At 40.6% G+C, this 18,916-nt stretch carries 17 protein-coding genes and 1 tRNA gene; all 18 read left to right on the forward strand.

Going from position 1 to position 18,916, the window contains the following annotated elements:
- Position 1: 1 nt before the first annotated feature.
- Positions 2-868 carry an FKBP-type peptidyl-prolyl cis-trans isomerase gene (locus HU824_RS10330; protein WP_005830844.1) on the forward strand — a complete coding sequence of 289 codons (867 nt, stop codon included), beginning with the start codon at positions 2-4 and terminating at the stop codon, positions 866-868.
- 229 nt (positions 869-1,097) lie between these two features.
- Positions 1,098-1,562 carry an Lrp/AsnC family transcriptional regulator gene (locus HU824_RS10335; RefSeq protein ID WP_005830846.1) on the forward strand — a complete coding sequence of 155 codons (465 nt, stop codon included), beginning with the start codon at positions 1,098-1,100 and terminating at the stop codon, positions 1,560-1,562.
- 9 nt (positions 1,563-1,571) lie between these two features.
- The gene (locus HU824_RS10340; RefSeq protein ID WP_016272349.1) at positions 1,572-1,883 is read left to right on the forward strand and encodes a DUF4491 family protein; all 312 of its coding nucleotides are present in this window, start codon (positions 1,572-1,574) and stop codon (positions 1,881-1,883) included.
- A 92-nt stretch (positions 1,884-1,975) separates the two neighbouring features.
- Positions 1,976-2,049 (forward strand) — tRNA-Ile (locus HU824_RS10345).
- A gap of 610 nt (positions 2,050-2,659) precedes the next feature.
- Positions 2,660-4,153, forward strand: coding sequence for a phage integrase SAM-like domain-containing protein (locus HU824_RS10350; protein WP_176468773.1), 1,494 nt, complete (start codon positions 2,660-2,662; stop codon positions 4,151-4,153).
- A gap of 12 nt (positions 4,154-4,165) precedes the next feature.
- On the forward strand, positions 4,166-5,410 hold the full coding sequence (locus tag HU824_RS10355; protein WP_054350189.1) for a DUF6043 family protein: 1,245 nt from the start codon (positions 4,166-4,168) through the stop codon (positions 5,408-5,410).
- Positions 5,411-5,587: 177 nt separating this feature from the next.
- Positions 5,588-5,905 (forward strand): DUF3853 family protein, encoded by a 318-nt coding sequence (locus HU824_RS10360; RefSeq protein ID WP_054350184.1) that lies wholly within the window; start codon positions 5,588-5,590, stop codon positions 5,903-5,905.
- 4 nt (positions 5,906-5,909) lie between these two features.
- A complete protein-coding gene (locus HU824_RS10365) occupies positions 5,910-7,295 on the forward strand; it encodes a virulence-associated E family protein (RefSeq protein ID WP_176468774.1) in 1,386 nt (461 codons plus the stop codon).
- 133 nt (positions 7,296-7,428) lie between these two features.
- The gene (locus HU824_RS10370) at positions 7,429-7,776 is read left to right on the forward strand and encodes a hypothetical protein (protein WP_054350188.1); all 348 of its coding nucleotides are present in this window, start codon (positions 7,429-7,431) and stop codon (positions 7,774-7,776) included.
- A gap of 51 nt (positions 7,777-7,827) precedes the next feature.
- Positions 7,828-8,523, forward strand: coding sequence for a hypothetical protein (locus HU824_RS10375; protein ID WP_054350183.1), 696 nt, complete (start codon positions 7,828-7,830; stop codon positions 8,521-8,523).
- 174 nt (positions 8,524-8,697) lie between these two features.
- Positions 8,698-9,096, forward strand: a complete 399-nt coding sequence (locus tag HU824_RS10380) for a hypothetical protein (RefSeq protein ID WP_054350182.1) — start codon at positions 8,698-8,700, stop codon at positions 9,094-9,096.
- A gap of 15 nt (positions 9,097-9,111) precedes the next feature.
- Positions 9,112-10,305, forward strand: a complete 1,194-nt coding sequence (locus tag HU824_RS10385; protein ID WP_054350181.1) for a relaxase/mobilization nuclease domain-containing protein — start codon at positions 9,112-9,114, stop codon at positions 10,303-10,305.
- Between the two features lie 24 nt (positions 10,306-10,329).
- The gene (locus HU824_RS10390) at positions 10,330-10,872 is read left to right on the forward strand and encodes a hypothetical protein (protein ID WP_054350180.1); all 543 of its coding nucleotides are present in this window, start codon (positions 10,330-10,332) and stop codon (positions 10,870-10,872) included.
- A 215-nt stretch (positions 10,873-11,087) separates the two neighbouring features.
- A complete protein-coding gene (locus tag HU824_RS10395; RefSeq protein ID WP_054350179.1) occupies positions 11,088-11,300 on the forward strand; it encodes a helix-turn-helix transcriptional regulator in 213 nt (70 codons plus the stop codon).
- Between the two features lie 5 nt (positions 11,301-11,305).
- Positions 11,306-15,544 carry a hypothetical protein gene (locus tag HU824_RS10400; protein ID WP_176468775.1) on the forward strand — a complete coding sequence of 1,413 codons (4,239 nt, stop codon included), beginning with the start codon at positions 11,306-11,308 and terminating at the stop codon, positions 15,542-15,544.
- Entirely contained in the window at positions 15,526-17,127 is a 1,602-nt protein-coding gene (locus HU824_RS10405) for an ATP-binding protein (protein ID WP_117981745.1), read from the forward strand. Before HU824_RS10400 ends, HU824_RS10405 begins: the two co-directional genes overlap by 19 nt.
- Positions 17,128-17,129: 2 nt before the next feature.
- Positions 17,130-18,233 carry a YafY family protein gene (locus HU824_RS10410; protein ID WP_054350187.1) on the forward strand — a complete coding sequence of 368 codons (1,104 nt, stop codon included), beginning with the start codon at positions 17,130-17,132 and terminating at the stop codon, positions 18,231-18,233.
- A gap of 151 nt (positions 18,234-18,384) precedes the next feature.
- A complete protein-coding gene (locus HU824_RS10415) occupies positions 18,385-18,801 on the forward strand; it encodes a hypothetical protein (RefSeq protein WP_054350173.1) in 417 nt (138 codons plus the stop codon).
- Positions 18,802-18,916 lie beyond the last annotated feature (115 nt).

Here is an 18,916-nt window from a genome sequence, read left to right on the forward strand (position 1 = left end):
AATGAAAAAAGTAACATTTCTCATGGCTCTTGCAGTAGCTGCCGGTATGGCATCTTGTACTGCTCAAAGTCCGAAAGCTGATTTGAAGACGGACATCGACTCATTATCTTACGCCATCGGTATGGCACGTACAGAAGGTTTAGACCAGTATCTTGCACAACAAGGCATTGACTCAACCCAGATGTCAGAATTCCTGAAAGGTTTCAACGAAGGCGCAGCCAAAATCGATAAGAAAGATGTGGCTTACATGGCCGGTCTGCAAGTAGGCCAGATGGTCAGCAAGCAATGGGTGGAAGGCTTCAACCAACAAATCTTCGGCAACGACTCCACACAGAGCATCAGCCGCGAAAATCTGCTGGCAGGTTTCGTAGCAGGTGTCATCGGCAAGGGTGGTGCTATGGATATGATGAAAGCTCAAGAGTACATGCGTACTCAGATGGATGCCATCAAAGAAAAAGCAACTGCAGAAAAGTATGCTGACAACAAAGCTGCCGGTGAAAAGTTCCTGGCTGAGAACAAGGCTAAAGAAGGTGTAGTAACTACCCCGAGCGGTCTGCAATACAAAATCATCACCAAAGGTAACGGTGCTGTTCCTGCCGACAGCAGCAAGGTGAAAGTAAACTACAAAGGTACGCTGATTGACGGAACAGAATTCGATAGCTCTTACAAGCGCAACGAACCTGCTACTTTCCGTGCCAACCAGGTAATCAAAGGCTGGACAGAGGCCCTCACCATGATGCCCGTCGGCTCTAAGTGGGAACTCTATATCCCCTACGACCTGGCATACGGTTCAAGAGAAACCGGTAGCCAAATCAAGCCGTTCTCTACTTTGATATTCGAAGTGGAACTGCTGGGTATCGAGAAGTAATGTAACAATCCGAAGGGAGGGGCAAAACCCTCTTGATACTTCTTTTAGGCGCGGATTACGCGGAATACGCGGATTTGGTAAACTAAATCCGTGAAATCCGCGTAATCCGCGCCTTATCGTTACCCCTCACTTTTATTCATTTTTCCGTCCCTTTTTATAGATAAATTAAAATAAAGTCCTATATTTGCTTACTATTTGATAACAACAAGAACTTTACTTATTTACTATTATGGAAAAAATAGACAATCTTGACCGGCAGATTCTGGAAATCATTTCCCAAAATGCCCGTATCCCTTTCAAGGACGTAGCTGCTGAATGTGGCGTGTCACGTGCTGCCATCCATCAACGTGTACAGCGCCTGATTGACCTTGGCGTTATTGTTGGCTCAGGCTATCATGTAAATCCCAAGTCCCTTGGATACAGAACCTGCACTTACGTAGGAATCAAGCTGGAAAAGGGCTCCATGTATAAGACGGTAGTTGCTGAGCTGGGCAAGATTCCCGAAATCGTAGAATGCCACTTCACCACTGGTCCGTACACCATGCTGACCAAGGTATATGCCCGCGACAACGAGCATCTGATGGATTTGCTGAACAACAAGATGCAGGAGATTCCTGGCGTAACCGCTACCGAGACCTTGATTTCCCTGGAACAGAGCATCAAGAAGGAGATTCCTATTTGCCCCGAGAAATAACGAACAACAATGGATTTCTTGAACGAATATCATCTGTCGGGCCTTGTCATAGGTATCTGCACATTCCTCATCATCGGCTTGTTTCACCCCATAGTTGTGAAAGCCGAATATTATTGGGGCACCAAGTGCTGGTGGATTTTCCTTTTACTCGGCATCGGCGGCATCATCGCCTCCCTTTATACAGAGAACATCATGATATCCTCCCTTCTGGGCGTCTTTGCATTTTCCTCGTTCTGGACTATCAAGGAGATATTCGAGCAGGAAGAACGAGTGAAAAAAGGCTGGTTTCCTAAGAATCCAAAACGGACTTATAAGTTCTAAGGACAAAGGTCACAAGGAATTTTATCCAAAAGCCTTGCATATTTCAATAGAAAATGCTACTTTTGCCCTCGCTATCCAAGCAAGGATGCATCGGACTTGTAGCTCAGTTGGTTAGAGCAACAGACTCATAATCTGGAGGTCCCTGGTTCAAGCCCAGGCTGGTCCACTTTCAAAATCAAGGAGTTACGAATTTCGTAACTCCTTTTTTCTTACCCTTGCGTAAACAATGCGTAAACAAACTGTTTGAGTTGGCCGTGTTTAACACATAGAATTTCTATGATGCTCCATGTTATCCTGTAATACCTTTACCCGAAATTTTGTTAGTGTGACGACACTTTACGATTAAATAAACTCAAATATACTCCATTTGTATATTGATTTACAGAATAATGTTGTAACTTTGCAAATGCAATGCATTTATGGCGAGCCATGACCAAGAGGTGCTCTTTCCTAATAAGGAAAAGTGGGTTTGTCTAACCTTCGTGGGAGGGTCATCCCATTCCGATGAATCGAAGCGTAGAGGGAGTATTAGTCGGAGAATACTCTATTTCAAACAATACGTGAGAGTTGCTTCAGGGGTTGAGACCGATTAGCAGAAGCCCGGTTACCAGTCAGCGACAGAAGACAACGAGATTGCACCGCTGCATATAACGACAATGTTTTTATCTGTCAAAGGATAGGGACTCAGTGGTTATATGCAGCGTTTTGTATATGTACGCCTCACATTGCAAAGCGGCTGTATTCAGAGGTTATGTTGAACATAAACAATGAATGCAATGGAAAAATTAACCAAGTCATTGTCTCTTTTCAAAGAGCGTAACTGTTCTGTCTCTATCGTGTTGGATTCACGTACCCGCAGAAAGAATGCGTGTGAGTTTCCATTATCTCTTCGTTTCACGATTGACCGCAAGTTCTTCTACTTTACAGTTGGAAGTTCTTTTACTGAGAAAAAGTTCTCGGACGTCTGCAATGCGATGAAATGTAAAAGCGAGAACTACAAACTTCAGAAAGAGTGGAAAGATACCATTGCCCCCAAGTACAAAGAAATCTTGATGAATCTGAACAAAGGCGGCATCCTAACATTTGAGATGGTACGTCAATGTATCATGGGTGAAGAAGTGGTGCTATCCAAAGAGAACACAACCCAATCACAATCCTTTATTAGTATATGGGAGCAAGTCATTCACGAATTGCGTACAAAAGATGGAGGAGTACGTTTCACCACCGCAGAAAGTTATGAGTGTGCGCTCAAATCATTCAGAAAGATTCTTGGAGAAAATGCAATCAAGGGCTTTTGCATCTGTGCGGCAGAACTACAGAAATGGAAGGATGGTATGCACAATGGAGTTAAAGACGAAAATGGTGCGATTGTCGGAAAAATCAGTGATACCACAGCCGGCATCTACTTGCGCTGTTGTCGTGCCGTATGGAACAGGTGTGTGCATGAGGGCTACCTCAAAAATGTTCCCTATCCTTTTTCCAACAAAAAAGAGAAAGGGCTTGTGAGCATTCCCAAGAGTGCAAAACGCAAGCAGAGCTTCTTGAACGTAAGTCAGATGACAGAACTCTACAATCTTTTTGTTTCAAAGAAATATCCTGAACATTGGTCGGAAGAATATGTGCAACGTGCGCATTATTCATTGGGATTATTTCTTGCCCAATATCTTTGCAACGGTTTCAATATGGCTGATGCTGGCCGCTTGACCTATAATAGTTATTATTATCAGACAAATGGCAAAGCTTTCCGCTTCAATCGAAAGAAAACATCCCGACGGAGTGCTGACGGTTCAGAGGTGATAGTCCCTATAATCCCTCCCTTACGATATATCTTGGACGAGATAGCTGCACCTCCGACTCGGGACGGTTTTGTGTTCCCCGATATATTAAAAGGAGCGGAAACGGAAGAGTTACGCCGCAAATACACCATGCAAGAGAACTCAAACGTGAAAGACCGCATCATTAAGATTTGCCATGAGGCATTGAATTGGGATAAGTCCATCTGTCCGTCCGGCACATGGTGCCGACACTCGTTTGCTACTAATCTGCATAATGCCGGAGTGGATATGGATTATATCTCTGAAAGCATGGGGCATTCAACTTCTGATCATGCCATTACTCAAATCTACATTGAGCATTATCCTCTTGATATACAGATGCAGAACAATTCAAAACTGCTAAACTTGGATAACACTTCTGAAAGGGATGCTCTGTTGGCGAAGCTGGCAAGCATGTCCACAGAAGAACTGCTTAAATTATTCAGACAACCTTAATCCGTAATGCTGATGATAAATTTCATAGAAAGGATAAAATCCTATTCCAAAAGGAAGGATGCGGCTGATATGGCTATCCGTGCATGGAAATCAGCTAACGAAGAAGTGTATGCTGACTTTTGTAAGCGCATCGATGCTGTGGTTAAAGGCGATATATCTGTTCTGATAGATATGTATCAGATGATGCGTGACTGTACACCACCAGAAGATTTGATTATGTACAATTGGCTTTCTGATTTTGTAAACGGAAAAGGTGTATCAGGTGTCGAAAATCAACAGTGGGCTGGCCAATATACCGAGACCATCGCCAGATGTATCACCAACAAGTGTTTGTGGATAGGCATCAATGTGAAAACAGGCACGGTAGAACTGCTTACTTCTCCGAAATCAGGGCTGCTGATGGTGCATTCTGAAACGCCTATTGAAATCTGGAATCATCTGTCACAAGAGTTGAAATCCTATTTGTCCGAACAATTAGATAAGCTCATGAGAAACAGCAAAGGATGTTATCTGTTGAGTAAGCTGGAAAGGAAAATGGTTTACCAGTGCCTGATGTATATCTTTCAAATCATTTTCCTCTCTCATGCGGTATTCATTGGCGGATTCATGGCTAACCTGTATGACCGTGTAATGGAAAAGAAAGAGGATTTGGCTTATTGCATGTATTATTTCGTGGTATTTGACCACGGTCTTTCACGTATGGCCAAGTCACTCAACCGCCTGTTGAACTGTGAAGAGGTTGACCATGGCGATATGCTTCTTGTAAAGTCATGCGTTACCCTGCTTGTCAATAGAAGTATAGAGATGGGCGCAGAAACCAAAGCGGATTGGGAAAACACCGTTGAGAGGTGTAACCCGGAAATCTGGAAAGAAGTGATGTTCGCCTTACGCAAAGTAAAAGGCAGACGAGGCAATAGAAAGGTGATACAATCATTGGATGATATCCTTATGGGAAACAAGGAATGTATCAAGCAGGGCATCCACTTGTTTCTTGAAGAGAATACGGAAGATATAAGCCTTGCTTACTTGTTGAAATCATTGATAAAATCCGGCAAAATAAAAGCGTCCACAAGATACATGACATTCCACCGTGCCATAGAACAGTTCTTTCAACGGCATTATGGGCACGATATACCGCAAAAGCGATACGGGGAAATCAAGGAACTTACCTTGAACTCACCCCAAAGAGAAAGCAGTTACACCAAAGCAAAACGGATAATAGACCGATGGACGGACTATTTTGCCAATAACGGGTAGTTGGGAAACAGCTATCCGTATTTACTTTGCAAACAACTGTTGTAATACGGTCGGTTAAATTAAGATATAAATAAACCGACCAACACACAGAGTTTCATACACTACCTTTGCTTGTGAAATCGGTTTCACAGAGTTGAACCGAGGCTTAAAGTATTTAATCATCAAACAAGTAAAGATATGGAAGAAAAACTCAATCTCAACCAATTACTCCAAAAGCCTATCGTCATGATGACGGGCGAAGAACTTTGCTTTCTCATCACCAAGAGCGTGGAAAACACAGAAACGGTTACTCCCCAAGTGGCATCCAAAGGCAACTACTATGGCATAGAGGGTATCGCCCGCGTGTTCGGATGCAGTGTACCCACGGCAAACCGCATTAAGAAAAGCGGTATCATAGATAAGGCTATCACACAGATAGGACGAAAAATCGTAGTGGATGCAGACCTTGCATTGGCTTTGGCAAAGGAATCTGGTGACATCCATATCAAAGAATAGCGGTATGGAAGAGAATTGGAAAAAGAACCTGGCAACAGACAGTTACGGGAATCCGGTTCGTTCCATCAGTAATCTCCGGCTTATTTTCACACTGGATGAGAATCTTAGTCAGATAAGGTACGATACCTTCTGTCAGGACGATGTGTGTTTCTGCCCTTTGTTCCGCAATGTCAATGGTAACAAAATTGATGAAGAATCAGCAGGAAAGATACAGGACTATCTGGAAAGAACATACAGAATATGTCTTACGCAGAATAAGGTATTTGAGATACTGAAGACCACTTCTTCTGAACGGAGTTTCAATCCTGTACAGGAATTTATCACACAAAAGACATGGGACGGACAACCTCGCATAGCCACAACCATCATAGATTATCTTGGAGCCGAGGACAATCCGCTTGTCAGGGAACAGACAAAACTTTGGTTTGTGGCGGCTGTAACCAGAGTATTCAATCCAGGTTGTAAGTTTGACAACGTACTGACCTTGCCCGGTCCCCAAGGTATTGGTAAAAGCACCTTCTTCAAAGCCATCAGTGGGAGATGGTTCAACGATTCATTCTCTTTTGCCAGTGGTGACAAGGAGAAAGTTGAAACCATAACCAATGGCTGGATTATTGAAATCAGTGAGTTGAATGGTTTGAAACGGGCGAATGATGCAGAGGCAGCCAAGGCTTTTCTAAGCCGTTGCAGTGATTATATGCGTCCGGCTTATGGGCATAAGGTGGTGGAGTTCATGCGGCACAATGTCTTTGCAGCGACTACTAATGAAATGAACTTTCTGCAAGGAGACAATGGAAACCGCCGATGGTGGATTATCCCGGTCAAAGGCAACGGTCATGTGTCGGATTGGCTGGATAAACTACAGTGTTCCGTTCCTCAGCTTTGGGCAGAGGCATACGCCTATTATCGACAAGGAATGAAACTCTATTTGTCACCGGACATGGAGAATGAGGCCAACGAAGTGCAGATGCAACATTCTAACATTCTTGTTGATCCAATTATGGAGGACATAGAAATGTATCTGGAGCGTGAGGTTCCCATTCAATATGCAAATTGGATGATTCCGACACGACTGGCTTATCAGAAAGGAGCATACTCAGAACCAAATTCCACAATGACCTCACTCAATATGGTTTGTGCCCGACAGATTATAGAGGAACTGCCCCATGATTTGGTCAGACGAAATCCGTCCAAATACACTTCGCAATACATCAACCGCCTGATGTCCATGATTCCAAATTGGAAACGGAGTGAACAGGAGAAGGTCAAGGGGCTGCATCCTGCCTATTGCGACAAAACGGGACGGACGAAATACCCATGGGTGAGGGTGGACGCTCCAAGTGAAGAGTCCTGCGTGACACTGCCAAGTGAACAGGGGTTACCATTCTAATTTTAAAATAAGGGAAAAGAAAAACTTCTGTCCCTTTGTCCCCCTTTTGCCCTCAAAAAAGAATAAAAACAGGAAGTAAGCAAAATAGAAAGTTATAAAAATGATTGGGACACGGGACAATATAAATCACACTATGAGAAAAGAAGAACTTATCAAACAGCTACAAGAACGTGACTCGTTGCTGACAAATGCGGTCAGCCACATGGTTACGTATGTTCAAGACCGTTACCCTTCCACCTTTCCAAGTAAGGAGCAGACCGAAGCGGTGAACACCTACTTACATAGTGTTCATGCCGACGGGGACGGAAGTACATCAGAACGGAATTGTGAACACCGCCGTATCGCTTCACAGAACATTACCATTGCCGCCATCCGTATATTAGACAGCCGTCAACTTGACAGGCTTCAAGATGTGCTTGACCACATTGCATACAACAAGGAGTATTATATGCCGGAGAGAGGTTACGGTATGCACCGCTGACTTTCTCTTTTGGCTGCACCATTTATAAACCATCTTCAAAATTGACAGACGATGAAAACAAACTTGAATTATTGTATAGTGCTTTCGTCAGAGCAACTTGCATATCTGGCAGGGAGCAAGTATGGCATTGACCGCATGAAAATTCTGCACCAACTTATCGAAGCGGCAGTGCTGGAAGAAAACGATTATGCCATAAAAGGATTTTCCACAACCTTACAAGTGGGGCAAGCCATCCTTTCGGAAGTGGATTTGTCCAGCAAATTGGGTTATGACAAGAAAACCATATCCCGCGTGTTGGACAAGATGAACCAGTTGAGAATTGTCGCATCTGCGCAAAGCAACAGAACAAGTGTCCACACGCTGAAATGTATATCGGCATGGATGGAAAATGGCAATCGCATAGACAACCCTTTTTATGTCCGACTAAAAGACCGACAAGACGAAAAGAAGAACGCACCAGCAATGTCCGATGATACCGTACCCGTTTTGTCAATGGCTCCATTGGAGGATTCGGATAGCTGTATGGAGGGAAATTTACCCAACTCGAATGAGTGTAGACAAACAGAAGTAATGAATGAAACCTACGTTTCTGATGCAGTTTTTTCCTTCGTAGGCAAAATGCCTATTATATCAAACGAAGGCGAACTGCTCTCTCCATTTTCTTCTGTTCCTACCAATTCGGCTCCTCCACAGCCTACGGCAGGGGAAGAATCTAATGAGGATATTTCGGCAGATAGTCAGAAATAGTCATACTGGATATAACTGTGATGCCTATATTTTTGTGTGGGGTCTTGCAAGAAGTTCCTATGTCGCACAAATTTGCTTCGCTTATTCGTACCACATAGGCGTATTCCGGCAGTCGCAAGCTCCCACCGTGCTGTCCCTTTTTAGATTGATGTCTCACCCATAACATAACAAAACATGAAGAAGAAAAAGATTACCAACAAAGATGTTGATGAAGAAAATAACAAGAAAGTTACGAGGCGCACCTTGCGACTTGAAGCCAGAGTAACGGAACAGGAATACGCCAAAGCGAAAGAACTCGCCAAGACCTGCGGTTTATCCATGAGCAACTATGTGCGCCGCACTGCTTTAGGGCAGCATCCACGGCAACGGCTGTCTGAGCGTGAGGTAGAAGCCTTATGCAGCCTGACGGATGCAAGGGGCGACCTTATCCGTATTGCGGCAGCAGTAAAGTCCATTCAAGCGGATAAACGTGCAATGTATTTCAGCGATACTCGGTTTGTGGAACAATGGATGAGAGCTGCTACGCAACTAATCAACCGCTGGAGCCAAATAGAGAATTATCTTACCGAATAAATTTCCTTACCCGTTATGATAGCAAAAGCCAGTACCATTCCGCATGGTGCAAATGCCATAAGATACTCCGTCAACAAGGATAGGGCGGATATAGTCAAAGCCAACCTGTTGCCCGATGACATTTCACCGGAAGCGATGTATGGGCGGATGATGCTCGTACAGAAAATGTTTGCCGAGAAAATCAATAAGGGCAGACCTCTTGGCAGGAACGTGATAAGAATTGAGATTTCCCCAGCCGAGGAAGAAAGCCGGAACTGGAAGATGGATGATTGGGTACATTTAGCAAACGAGTTCATCCATGTATTTGACTCCATAGACCTTTCCGAGAAGACCAAGCGAGCATCATCAAAACAGACAAACCTCAAAGGTTCGCAGTACATCGTTGCCTTGCATCGGGATTCCAAAAGTGGTATACTCCATCTGCACATTGATGCCAACCGTGTGGACATGGATGGCAAAATCAACGATAGTCATAAGATTGGTAAGAGGGCTGTCATGGCTGCGAATATCATCAACGAAAGGCGTGGTTGGGTACAGTCTGAAGAAATCGGCATACAGCACAGACAGGAAATCACAAATTACTGCATGAAGATACTCCGTGAGATGGATAAGTTCAGTTGGCAACAGTATGCAATGGAACTGACAAAACGAGGCTATAAAGTGCATCTGCAAGAAGATGATAAGGGCAAGGTTTATGGTTATTCCATCAAACGTGGCAACTCCAATTATAAGTCATCCGTGTTGGGTGTCGGTCGAAACTTGACTCCATCAAAGATTGAGGCTACTTGGGCAAAACTGCATCAGCAGAAAAGGAAGTCTGAGCCAACAAAATCTATTCCTCAACAAACACGGTCAGCAGATATTACTTTTATTTCACAGCCTGTTATAAAGCATTACGATATTGCGACAGACGAATATCACAGTTATCATGTGGATATTCCCGAAGCCGCTGACAATATTATCCAGCAGGAGTGTTCTTTGGAGGAAGCTCATCCGTTGGCCAAGATTGAAGAGATACAACACACGGCTCTTTTACTCTTTGCCGGGTATTTGGATGCAGCCACAAGCATGGCGGTTTCAAGTGGCGGTGGCGGTTCTGATACAGGAGACTGGGGAAGAGACAAGGACGAAGACGAACTTGAATGGGCACGCCGTTGCGCACGAATGGCAAACAGCATGTGCAAACGCAGGAGAGGACTTCACAGATAATTCACCTTTTATAAATACAAGAACATGGGTATAGGAAAATCAAGGGGCACATCGCCCATAAATGTCAATGACATGCTGGAGAAGGTTGAAATCAACCAGCAAATTGAGACTGAAAAATCAGAAGTGGATAAATTTCTCGTAGAGATAAGAGAGGCAAAAGAAACACTGATAAAGTTCAATGAGGATTTAGAGAAGGCCATCGCTGCAGAAAGCCACATTGAGGGTGCGCTCAAAGCTGCTGTTGGCAGTTGTGATAATATCGTCAATTGCATCTGCAATGCTATAGTAAAAGCAGAACGGGACACGAACTTTAAGGCAACCATCACTCCTGAGCAACTTGCCCAACTTAGACAACTCATAGACCGTTCTATAGAAAGTTGGAATTCGGTGTTGGCAAATCACCGTGCCGAACAAACGAGGCTTATCACCGAGCATGAATCCAATATGCGCAAAATTCTCAGACAGAATGAAGGCGTTTGGTACTCGGACTTCTGGATGAAAGTCTTGGTGATATCCCTGCTTGTTTATACAATGGGGTTGGGACTGGTTGTATATTGTGTCACATGAAGCATCGCACATGATGATACTATCAATTTTACATAGTTCCTACACCAAAATTTAGCTATAGTATGATTTATATGGTTTACCCTCCTTTTATGGGAAATAATAAAATCAGGGGGGCAATAATAGATTAATTTTCGACAAGCAGTCAGCATTATTGCAATTTCACAAGTCTTTTCAGAAGATTTCCATATCTTTGCATTCAACATTAAGAAATTTGCATGGAGAATTTAAATAGAATTAAAGGAGCATTGGCTGATGCTGGCAAAACAGGCGTCTGGCTTGCTGGTCAATTAGGAAAGGATCCCGTAACGGTTTCCAAGTGGTGCACCAACACCACACAACCCGATTTGCAGACGCTGGCAAAGATTTCAGAATTGCTAAAGATTAATATTCGAGAACTTTTGGTTGATAATAGCCCATTTAATCGATAAATATTATGAATAATATAGAATCAATAAAAGAAGATTATGTCATTGGTGATCCTATTCGTATCGTATGTAGCTTAGGAATCAAAGAAGGCTACATTATTGATTTTAAAGATAGTCGAATAAAAATACGCCCTTTTGAAGAAGGTCGCAAGCCAATCTCAATTTCAGAAGAAAGCATTAAAGACTTTGAAGAAGCAACACCTCCACAGGGTTCTTCGCTTGACACCAAATTAGATACAACTAATACTCCGGAATTAGGCAATAGCCTTTATGTGAAAAACGAGGACCTTTTATTGAATGCCCCCTCTCTTTCGTTGTCTGAAAACAAAGATCATTCAGAAGACACAAAGCAAAAAGTACAAGACAATACAGGAGAAGCTATAATACAAGAACAAGAGAACGACCAATTCTCTGAGGAGACGACTTCTAAATCAAGCGAAAAACAAACAAATTCATCGAATTCGTTCTTGTCTCATAAAGATGAAGAAAAACGTATTTTAAAAGAAGCAAAACAAAAATCAAAAAAGAATTTCAATGGTGGTACTGCAAATAGTTTAGGCGACCTTGCATCCTTGCTTGGTGTAGAGGATACTATCACAAAGATTAGGGAAGAAGAAAATAACGATGTTATTCGAGAAATGGGCGAAATACAGAGTGTTGGTCCTCAATTTGGTTTTATTCGAGACTTCAAAACTAATGCTAAATTGTGGTTTGCTGTATCAGAACTTATTGAAGCTGACAAAACAAATTATACTCGAGGCGAATATGTAGTATATACGAAATCTAAAAATTATGCAGGTGATACGGCTTTGTGTATACATAAACCAATGACCATTAAAAATCTCCTGATTATCGTAGATAATTTAGCCAAGAATGGGAAAAGAATGGATGCGAATGAAGTTTTAACGCATATATTTTCATCACATCCGAATTGTCAGGCTGCTATTGAAAAACAAAAGGAAATCAATCGTTCTCACCAATTTAGCACCTATAAAACGGCATACTCAACAGGCGGAACTTCTTTATATATAAAAGCCAAAAAATACAGCGACTCGAAAAACTTTGATAAGGCAATAGAATACTATAAGAAAGCAATTGATGCTAATCAAAAGATAGAGAGCGCAATAAAAGACCTAGGAATGCTCTATATTCAATTGGCAAAGAAAGCATCGACAGAAATGGTTGCTTCAAAATACCGTGAAGAAGCTAAGCAATTGATGGAAAATCATAGAACGTCATTAGATGACACAGCTGGTAATTTGTCCTATCTAGAGAATTTTTATTATGCCATAAAAGATTTTCATAATTTCAAGAAAATTGCAAATACGCTTTTGTCCAATGCAGATGAAGAACTAGAAGGTCCACGCCATGTATTCCTTTTGAATAAGTTAGCCTCTGTATTAATTCGCGAAAAGCAAATAGACCAAGCGCGGGCTCTTCTGAATAAGGCCATTGATTTATACCCTGAGGGAACAGGAGCAATGAAATTATTAGAAATACTTGACACAGCTTCTCCTCATATTGATGAAGAGATAGAATCTATTATATCTGCTAATGAAATAGAAATCTCGTCAGGCAAAATTAGTGAATTTATTCGAACAACACTTGAATCATTTGATGATTATGCAGGTGTGCCACTCAATGCGATTAATAAAGGTAAGTTCAAAAAAGAACACCTTGAGGTTGTAAGGAAACTCATTGAACAATTCTCGGAAAAAGAATTTGCAGGACGTGCTAGTGATCGCGCTAGACATTTGCTTACAGAAGCAAAAATGATGTTAGATTTAGAACCAGATAATACCTTTAAACTCCGTTCTGTACTTGCTCGTTATTGTAATGACATGGCGAAAATCCATACATATAGTAATAGTTCTCCAGATGTTGTTCGTTTCTTCTATAGTGAAGCATTTGCGTTGGAAGAGAATTATCATGCGACTGCCCAGCAGGTGGCTTATTTCCTGCTTTCGAATGTTTTAGATCTCGAAAAACTTTCAAAAGAATTTTCAAAGAGTCCTTCGATTAATTATGCTTTAGGACTTGTTTTAGACGATAAAGCTGATTTGAAGATTTGGAACACAATGATAATGATGTTCATGTATAATCGTGGGATTACAGCTAATGTATTAGGAAAGCTTTACGCAGATTCTAAATTGCGTGTCTATGCAATCAATGCGCTCTTATCATATGGAATTAGAGAAGATATTCACACACAAGAAGATTTTAGAAATGCATGGATTCGTGTTATTGAAAACAGAAAAAATGAGTACAAACAGATCATAATAAGTCTCAAATCCTTTGAAAAAATAACAGATATTGAAATGTTGTCTATTAGTTTACAGAATGACTTGAATTCAATAATCAAATCATGGATTTGTAAACTAGATATAGGCAGACTTCAGCAACTAATCTCATCTGTTTCAAGATTGCTAAGAAAGTACTATGATGCATCTGGATTTAGGGCTAAAGAATTAAACTACCATGAGATTTGCACTTTCATCAAAGATCTAATCCAAAGTATTCAAGAAGAACCAACCAAACTGTCATACGAAGGATTATTGCCTCTTCTTATACAAATCAAGGATCTTGTGGATAAGTCATTTGAGAAGTTTGTTGAATCAAGTGAACCCTCACCTTCTATTGATTTGTTGAGAACTGAAAGTGCTGCAATTGATCAAATTGTTCCTTTGCAAATTGAAGTTTCAACAGATAAGGATAGTTCGCCCATAAATAATGTTGAGATAAAAATACTTAGTGCAAATGGAATCGAAATGATTTCATCTGGAGACAATAACCCATTACGTCGCTCTATTGAAGGCGGAGAAAAATACATCTTTAAACCTATTGTAAAGGTATCTCCACTGATTATGGAGCAGGGTGCTGCATCTATTGACATTATCTGCGAATATAGTAATGGGGGAAAAGTCAAACAAAATAATTCAACTCATTCATTGCATCTGTATAATTCAACAGAATATGAGTCTATTTATAATCCATACGCTCCCGTAGCAGAAAGCGGACCATTAGATGCAGCATCTAACATGTTCTATGGACATAAAGACTATATATCAGGCATTGTATCAGCCATTATGGACTCTGCATCAAAACAGGCAATTATCTATGGGCAGAAACGAAGTGGTAAGTCTTCTGTACTTAACAGAGTTAAGCAAGAATTGGAAAATGCAGGAGCCTTTTGTGTTTTGTTTAGTATGGGCAAGATAGTACGAAAAATATCCGAATTCTCATTCTATTATAAAATACTTAAAACCATAAAGGATGAATTGTTTTTATTGACGATGGACGGAAAGAATGTTCCTGAATTTTCAATTCCAACAAAGAATGAATTTATAGCTGAGGATGAAGAAAATCCTGTTGAGACATTCTCTAAATATATGCAAATGTTTAAGCTTGCATGTAGAAAGACAAGTGGATGGGAAAATCGACGTTTAGTGGTTATGATTGATGAGTTCACGTATATGTATGGCGCAATTAAAATGAACTCAATATCAAATACTATTATGCAGCAATGGAAGGCTGTTACGCAAGATCCTTTAACTCAATTCTCCGCAGTCCTCGTAGGACAAGATGTTGTTCCTGCGTTTAAAAATGAGCCTTATGCCAGAAATCCATTTGGAGTAATAGAAGATTTACGATTAACGTATCTTGACCCTGCAGATGCAAAAAAACTTATCGTCAACCCTATATTAAATAATAATGAAAGTCGCTATGTAGGTGGTGCTGCAGACTTAATTATGGATTATACAGCATGTAATCCCTATTACATTCAAATTTTCTGCGCCTCATTGGTTGATTATATTAACGAAAAGAAATATAAAAGCATTACAGAAGCAGATGTGACAGATGTAGCTAACAGATTAACTTCAGGTGTTTATGCGCTAGATCATGCGAAATTCGAGAATCTTCTAAATGCGCGAGAAACGGAAGAAGACGCAGAATCTATTGAGGACGGTTCTGAAATTGATGAAGCTATAATGGTTTATAATGATGATGATGTAGAAACGGTTCTTCGAGCAATTGCTAAAGCATCTGAAAATAAACCTTTTGCTAACCGTAGCGACATAAAAACTAATCTTGATCCAGATGTGGAAGATGGCATAATTAAACAATTGTATAGTAGAGATGTTATCGACCAAAAGGAAAAATATCAAGATGAAATTTCTCATAAAGAAAAATATAGATTTTTAAAAATAAAAGTAAGACTTTATAAAGAATGGCTACTCAAACATTAATCAACCCTTTTTCCATGAGGTGCGGAACCGCCGTACCTGCAGAATTGTATGTATCACGTCCTGTAGAAGAAGCCACTATCACAGAGCGTGTTCTGGGATCGTATTTTAACAATCTGTCTATTGTAGGACTTCCCAAAACCGGAAAGTCAACAATTGTATCTCATTGCATTATCGAAAAAGCGGAACAATTAGCAAAAGACAAAACTATTGTTGTTTACTATCAAATGGGAAGTACCCGTTCCTCTTTGGATTTTTATAAAAAAGTTGCAAAAAAGTTTGACGGGCGTTTTTCTTTAAACTATCCAGATGATCAAAAATACAATTCATTTGCACATCCACTTGTTGAAGAAATTCGCAAAACTGATTGTATAGAAGACATTACAGAGCTACTTGAAGACTACTTTCGTAGAGGAAGGCATATAGGTTATAAACATATTCTTGTTCTTGACGAATTTGATCATGCTCATGATATATTTACTTTTGAGGATTTCCAATTCTTACGTGAAATTTCATATATGCCTAAAGACAAAATATGTTTGGTTACATGTTCACGAAAACCTTTAAATGACATTGAGAAAAAAGCACCAGATGATAAATTGTCCGTTTTCGCTCAGACTTTCAAGACATGTCCAATTGGTATGTATGAGGAACAGAATGTAATCGATTACTGGGCCCAATCTGCTAATTTTTGGAAAGTGAAAGATTCCAATAAATCCTTTGTAAAATATGTTGCTGGGAATAATCCGTGGTTAATGGATGTAGTTAATGATTTCTTATTTGAACATCAAGATATTACAGATATTTCAGATATGTTATCTGGTGTCAAATCTTCTTTAATGGAGGGATATGATCACTTGATAAATATTCTTAACAGCGAATCTTTGTTAAACCCTTCTATTCAGTTAGTTGTTGGCCCACTATTTGATGCCACTCCTGTTCAAATAGAGAAGCTGCTTAAATATGGTTTTTTGAAAACAGTTACACCTCAAGAAAAAAAAGCAATCTATAATGGTATAGAATTAGGTCCTGTGGTTGATGCCAATTCATATGCTTGTTTTTCTGATTATTGCTCTTGGGATTTTTATAGAAGATACTACGCAAATATTCCTTATGCCCAGATATGGAGCGAAACAGAAAATGAACTCCGTAATCTAGTGAAAATCTATCTATCCGAGAGATATTCTAATGATTGGGAAACGGAAATGCAGCAAAATTTAACAAATAATCTTCCTTATAGAGGTTTCAATGTGGCAAATTGGACATCTAATGTTCAGAGGTTAAAAAACAATATGAATGATATGATTACCAGATTTCCAACAATGAGCGGAAATCACATCGTTGATTTTACTTTAACATCTCAAATATTCAATATATTTATCAAATGGGATTGGACTTGGTTTGGAAATGTTTTTAAGGGTCAGAAAATGGATTGGCATAGTAAGTTTGATCATCTTACTAATGTTCGTGATCCAATAGCGCATAACAACCCTGGTGATATTAAGTCTGAAATGGAATTAGCAAGAACCTATTGTTCGGAAATTAAGAATTGTATTATTTCCTGGAAGAAAACAAGATCGGTTTAAGTATGCAACGCAAGAATCTCTTTGATGGTGAGAGCTATAAAGCAGAATTTGCTATAATAACCTATCGGTGGCTGATGAGCCGCCGATGGGTTACTAATGCAGATATTATGGCTGAAAGGTTTGGATGCTCTATAGAAGAATTACCAGCAAACTTATCCAATTGTGATGGTTATGGCGAACTAAAAAAGATAGTATGTATTGTAAAGAAAGCCATCCGCGAGAAACTGGGCGTTCGCAATAAGAATGTTGATGATTGTTTTGAGGAAGACGGCAACAATAAGAATAGGCGTTTTCGTTACATCGGCAAGGACAATGACCCTCTTGCAGATATGCGCAATGTCAAGGCAATCAATAACCTTCGTCAGTACTGGAAATTCTGTCAGGATTCTGCAGGTTTCTTTCCTAAGTCATGGTTGGAATACTTCTTCAAGGATTGTCAAGACCTGTTGGACATGAAAACCAAGCGACAAAAGGGAGAACAGGTAATAAGCGCAAGCATTGACCGTATTCTGACCAACATAGAGTACTTGCCTTCTCTGTATGAAGCCATCACGAACAAAATGGTTATGGAGATAGACTATAAGCCATTTGAAGAAGAAGTAATCACACTAGTGTTCCATCCACATTACTTGAAGGAATATAATGGCAGATGGCATCTTTTCGGTCATGCAGACGGACGAGTTCCAGAATATGGTTATAACATAGCTCTCGACAGAATACAATCAAAGCCTCGTGAAAGGGGCAAAGTTGAATATGTGCCAGCTCCGAAGCACTTCTATGATGCGTTTTTCAAGGACATAGTTGGCGTAAGTCATAGAAAAGATGCCCATAAGGAACATATTGTTATACGTGCGCGTTCATTATATATTTATAAATTAATGGACACAAAACCTCTTCATCAGAGTTATGCCGTTGTGAAATCTTTCGGCACGTATGACGATGGAGAGTATGCGGAGTTCTCCATTGATGTAGAACCGAACAACGAATTCTACGGACGCATACTTCAGATGGGAGCAGGATTAGAGGTTGTTTCACCAGATTCCGTTCGGAAAGAAATTGCGCAACGAGTACGTGATTTAGCCAATTTGTATCCTCACGAAAAATAGCGGAATGGTTCCAAAATAAGAGGAACCATTATACTCACTTCCACTTGATTTTATTAACTAAAAACGCGTTACTTTTGCAGCGTCAAACTTCGACACCACCTCGGAGTTGACGCTGCAAATCGTTGGTGGGGTACAACAAAATCTGCACACTATGAAACAAGCAACAAACAGCAGCAAGAACTCTATGAAGAAGAAAGCAAGCCAAAAGCAATTCGCAACAAACAGGAAGGCAGAAGCAAATGCTCACCATAAGGTCAACAAGAAATGGGAGTTGATAGAGAATACCCCTCGATATCGCTCTGCATTAGCAAAAGAAGTGTGTGAAACTATCACCAAGAAAATAGAAATAGAAGTCCTAAACGGAATACTCCTCAATCTAAACATCAGGAGTCAGGCTAAGACTCCAAATGTACAGAACCGCATACTGAGACGTATAATCGAAAAGCGTCAGGCACAAGCAAATCACAAGAAACATGGACGCACAAATGATCTCACCTCGATGTACGTTTCCATAATCTGCACAAGCCGCTGCATGGAAGCCATTCGTAGGAAACGGGTTGCCGCATAACCTAACAAGAAACAACGTATTGGTTCCAAGTACAAAGGAACCAATACTCTTGGAAAAGGTTTAGGTCGGTACATAAAAACCATATAACTTCGCACTGCAATTCCGAGAGAGTTGG

Origin of the sequence: Bacteroides sp. L10-4 (assembly GCF_013373675.1) — a bacterium.
Lineage (GTDB): Bacteria > Bacteroidota > Bacteroidia > Bacteroidales > Bacteroidaceae > Bacteroides > Bacteroides muris.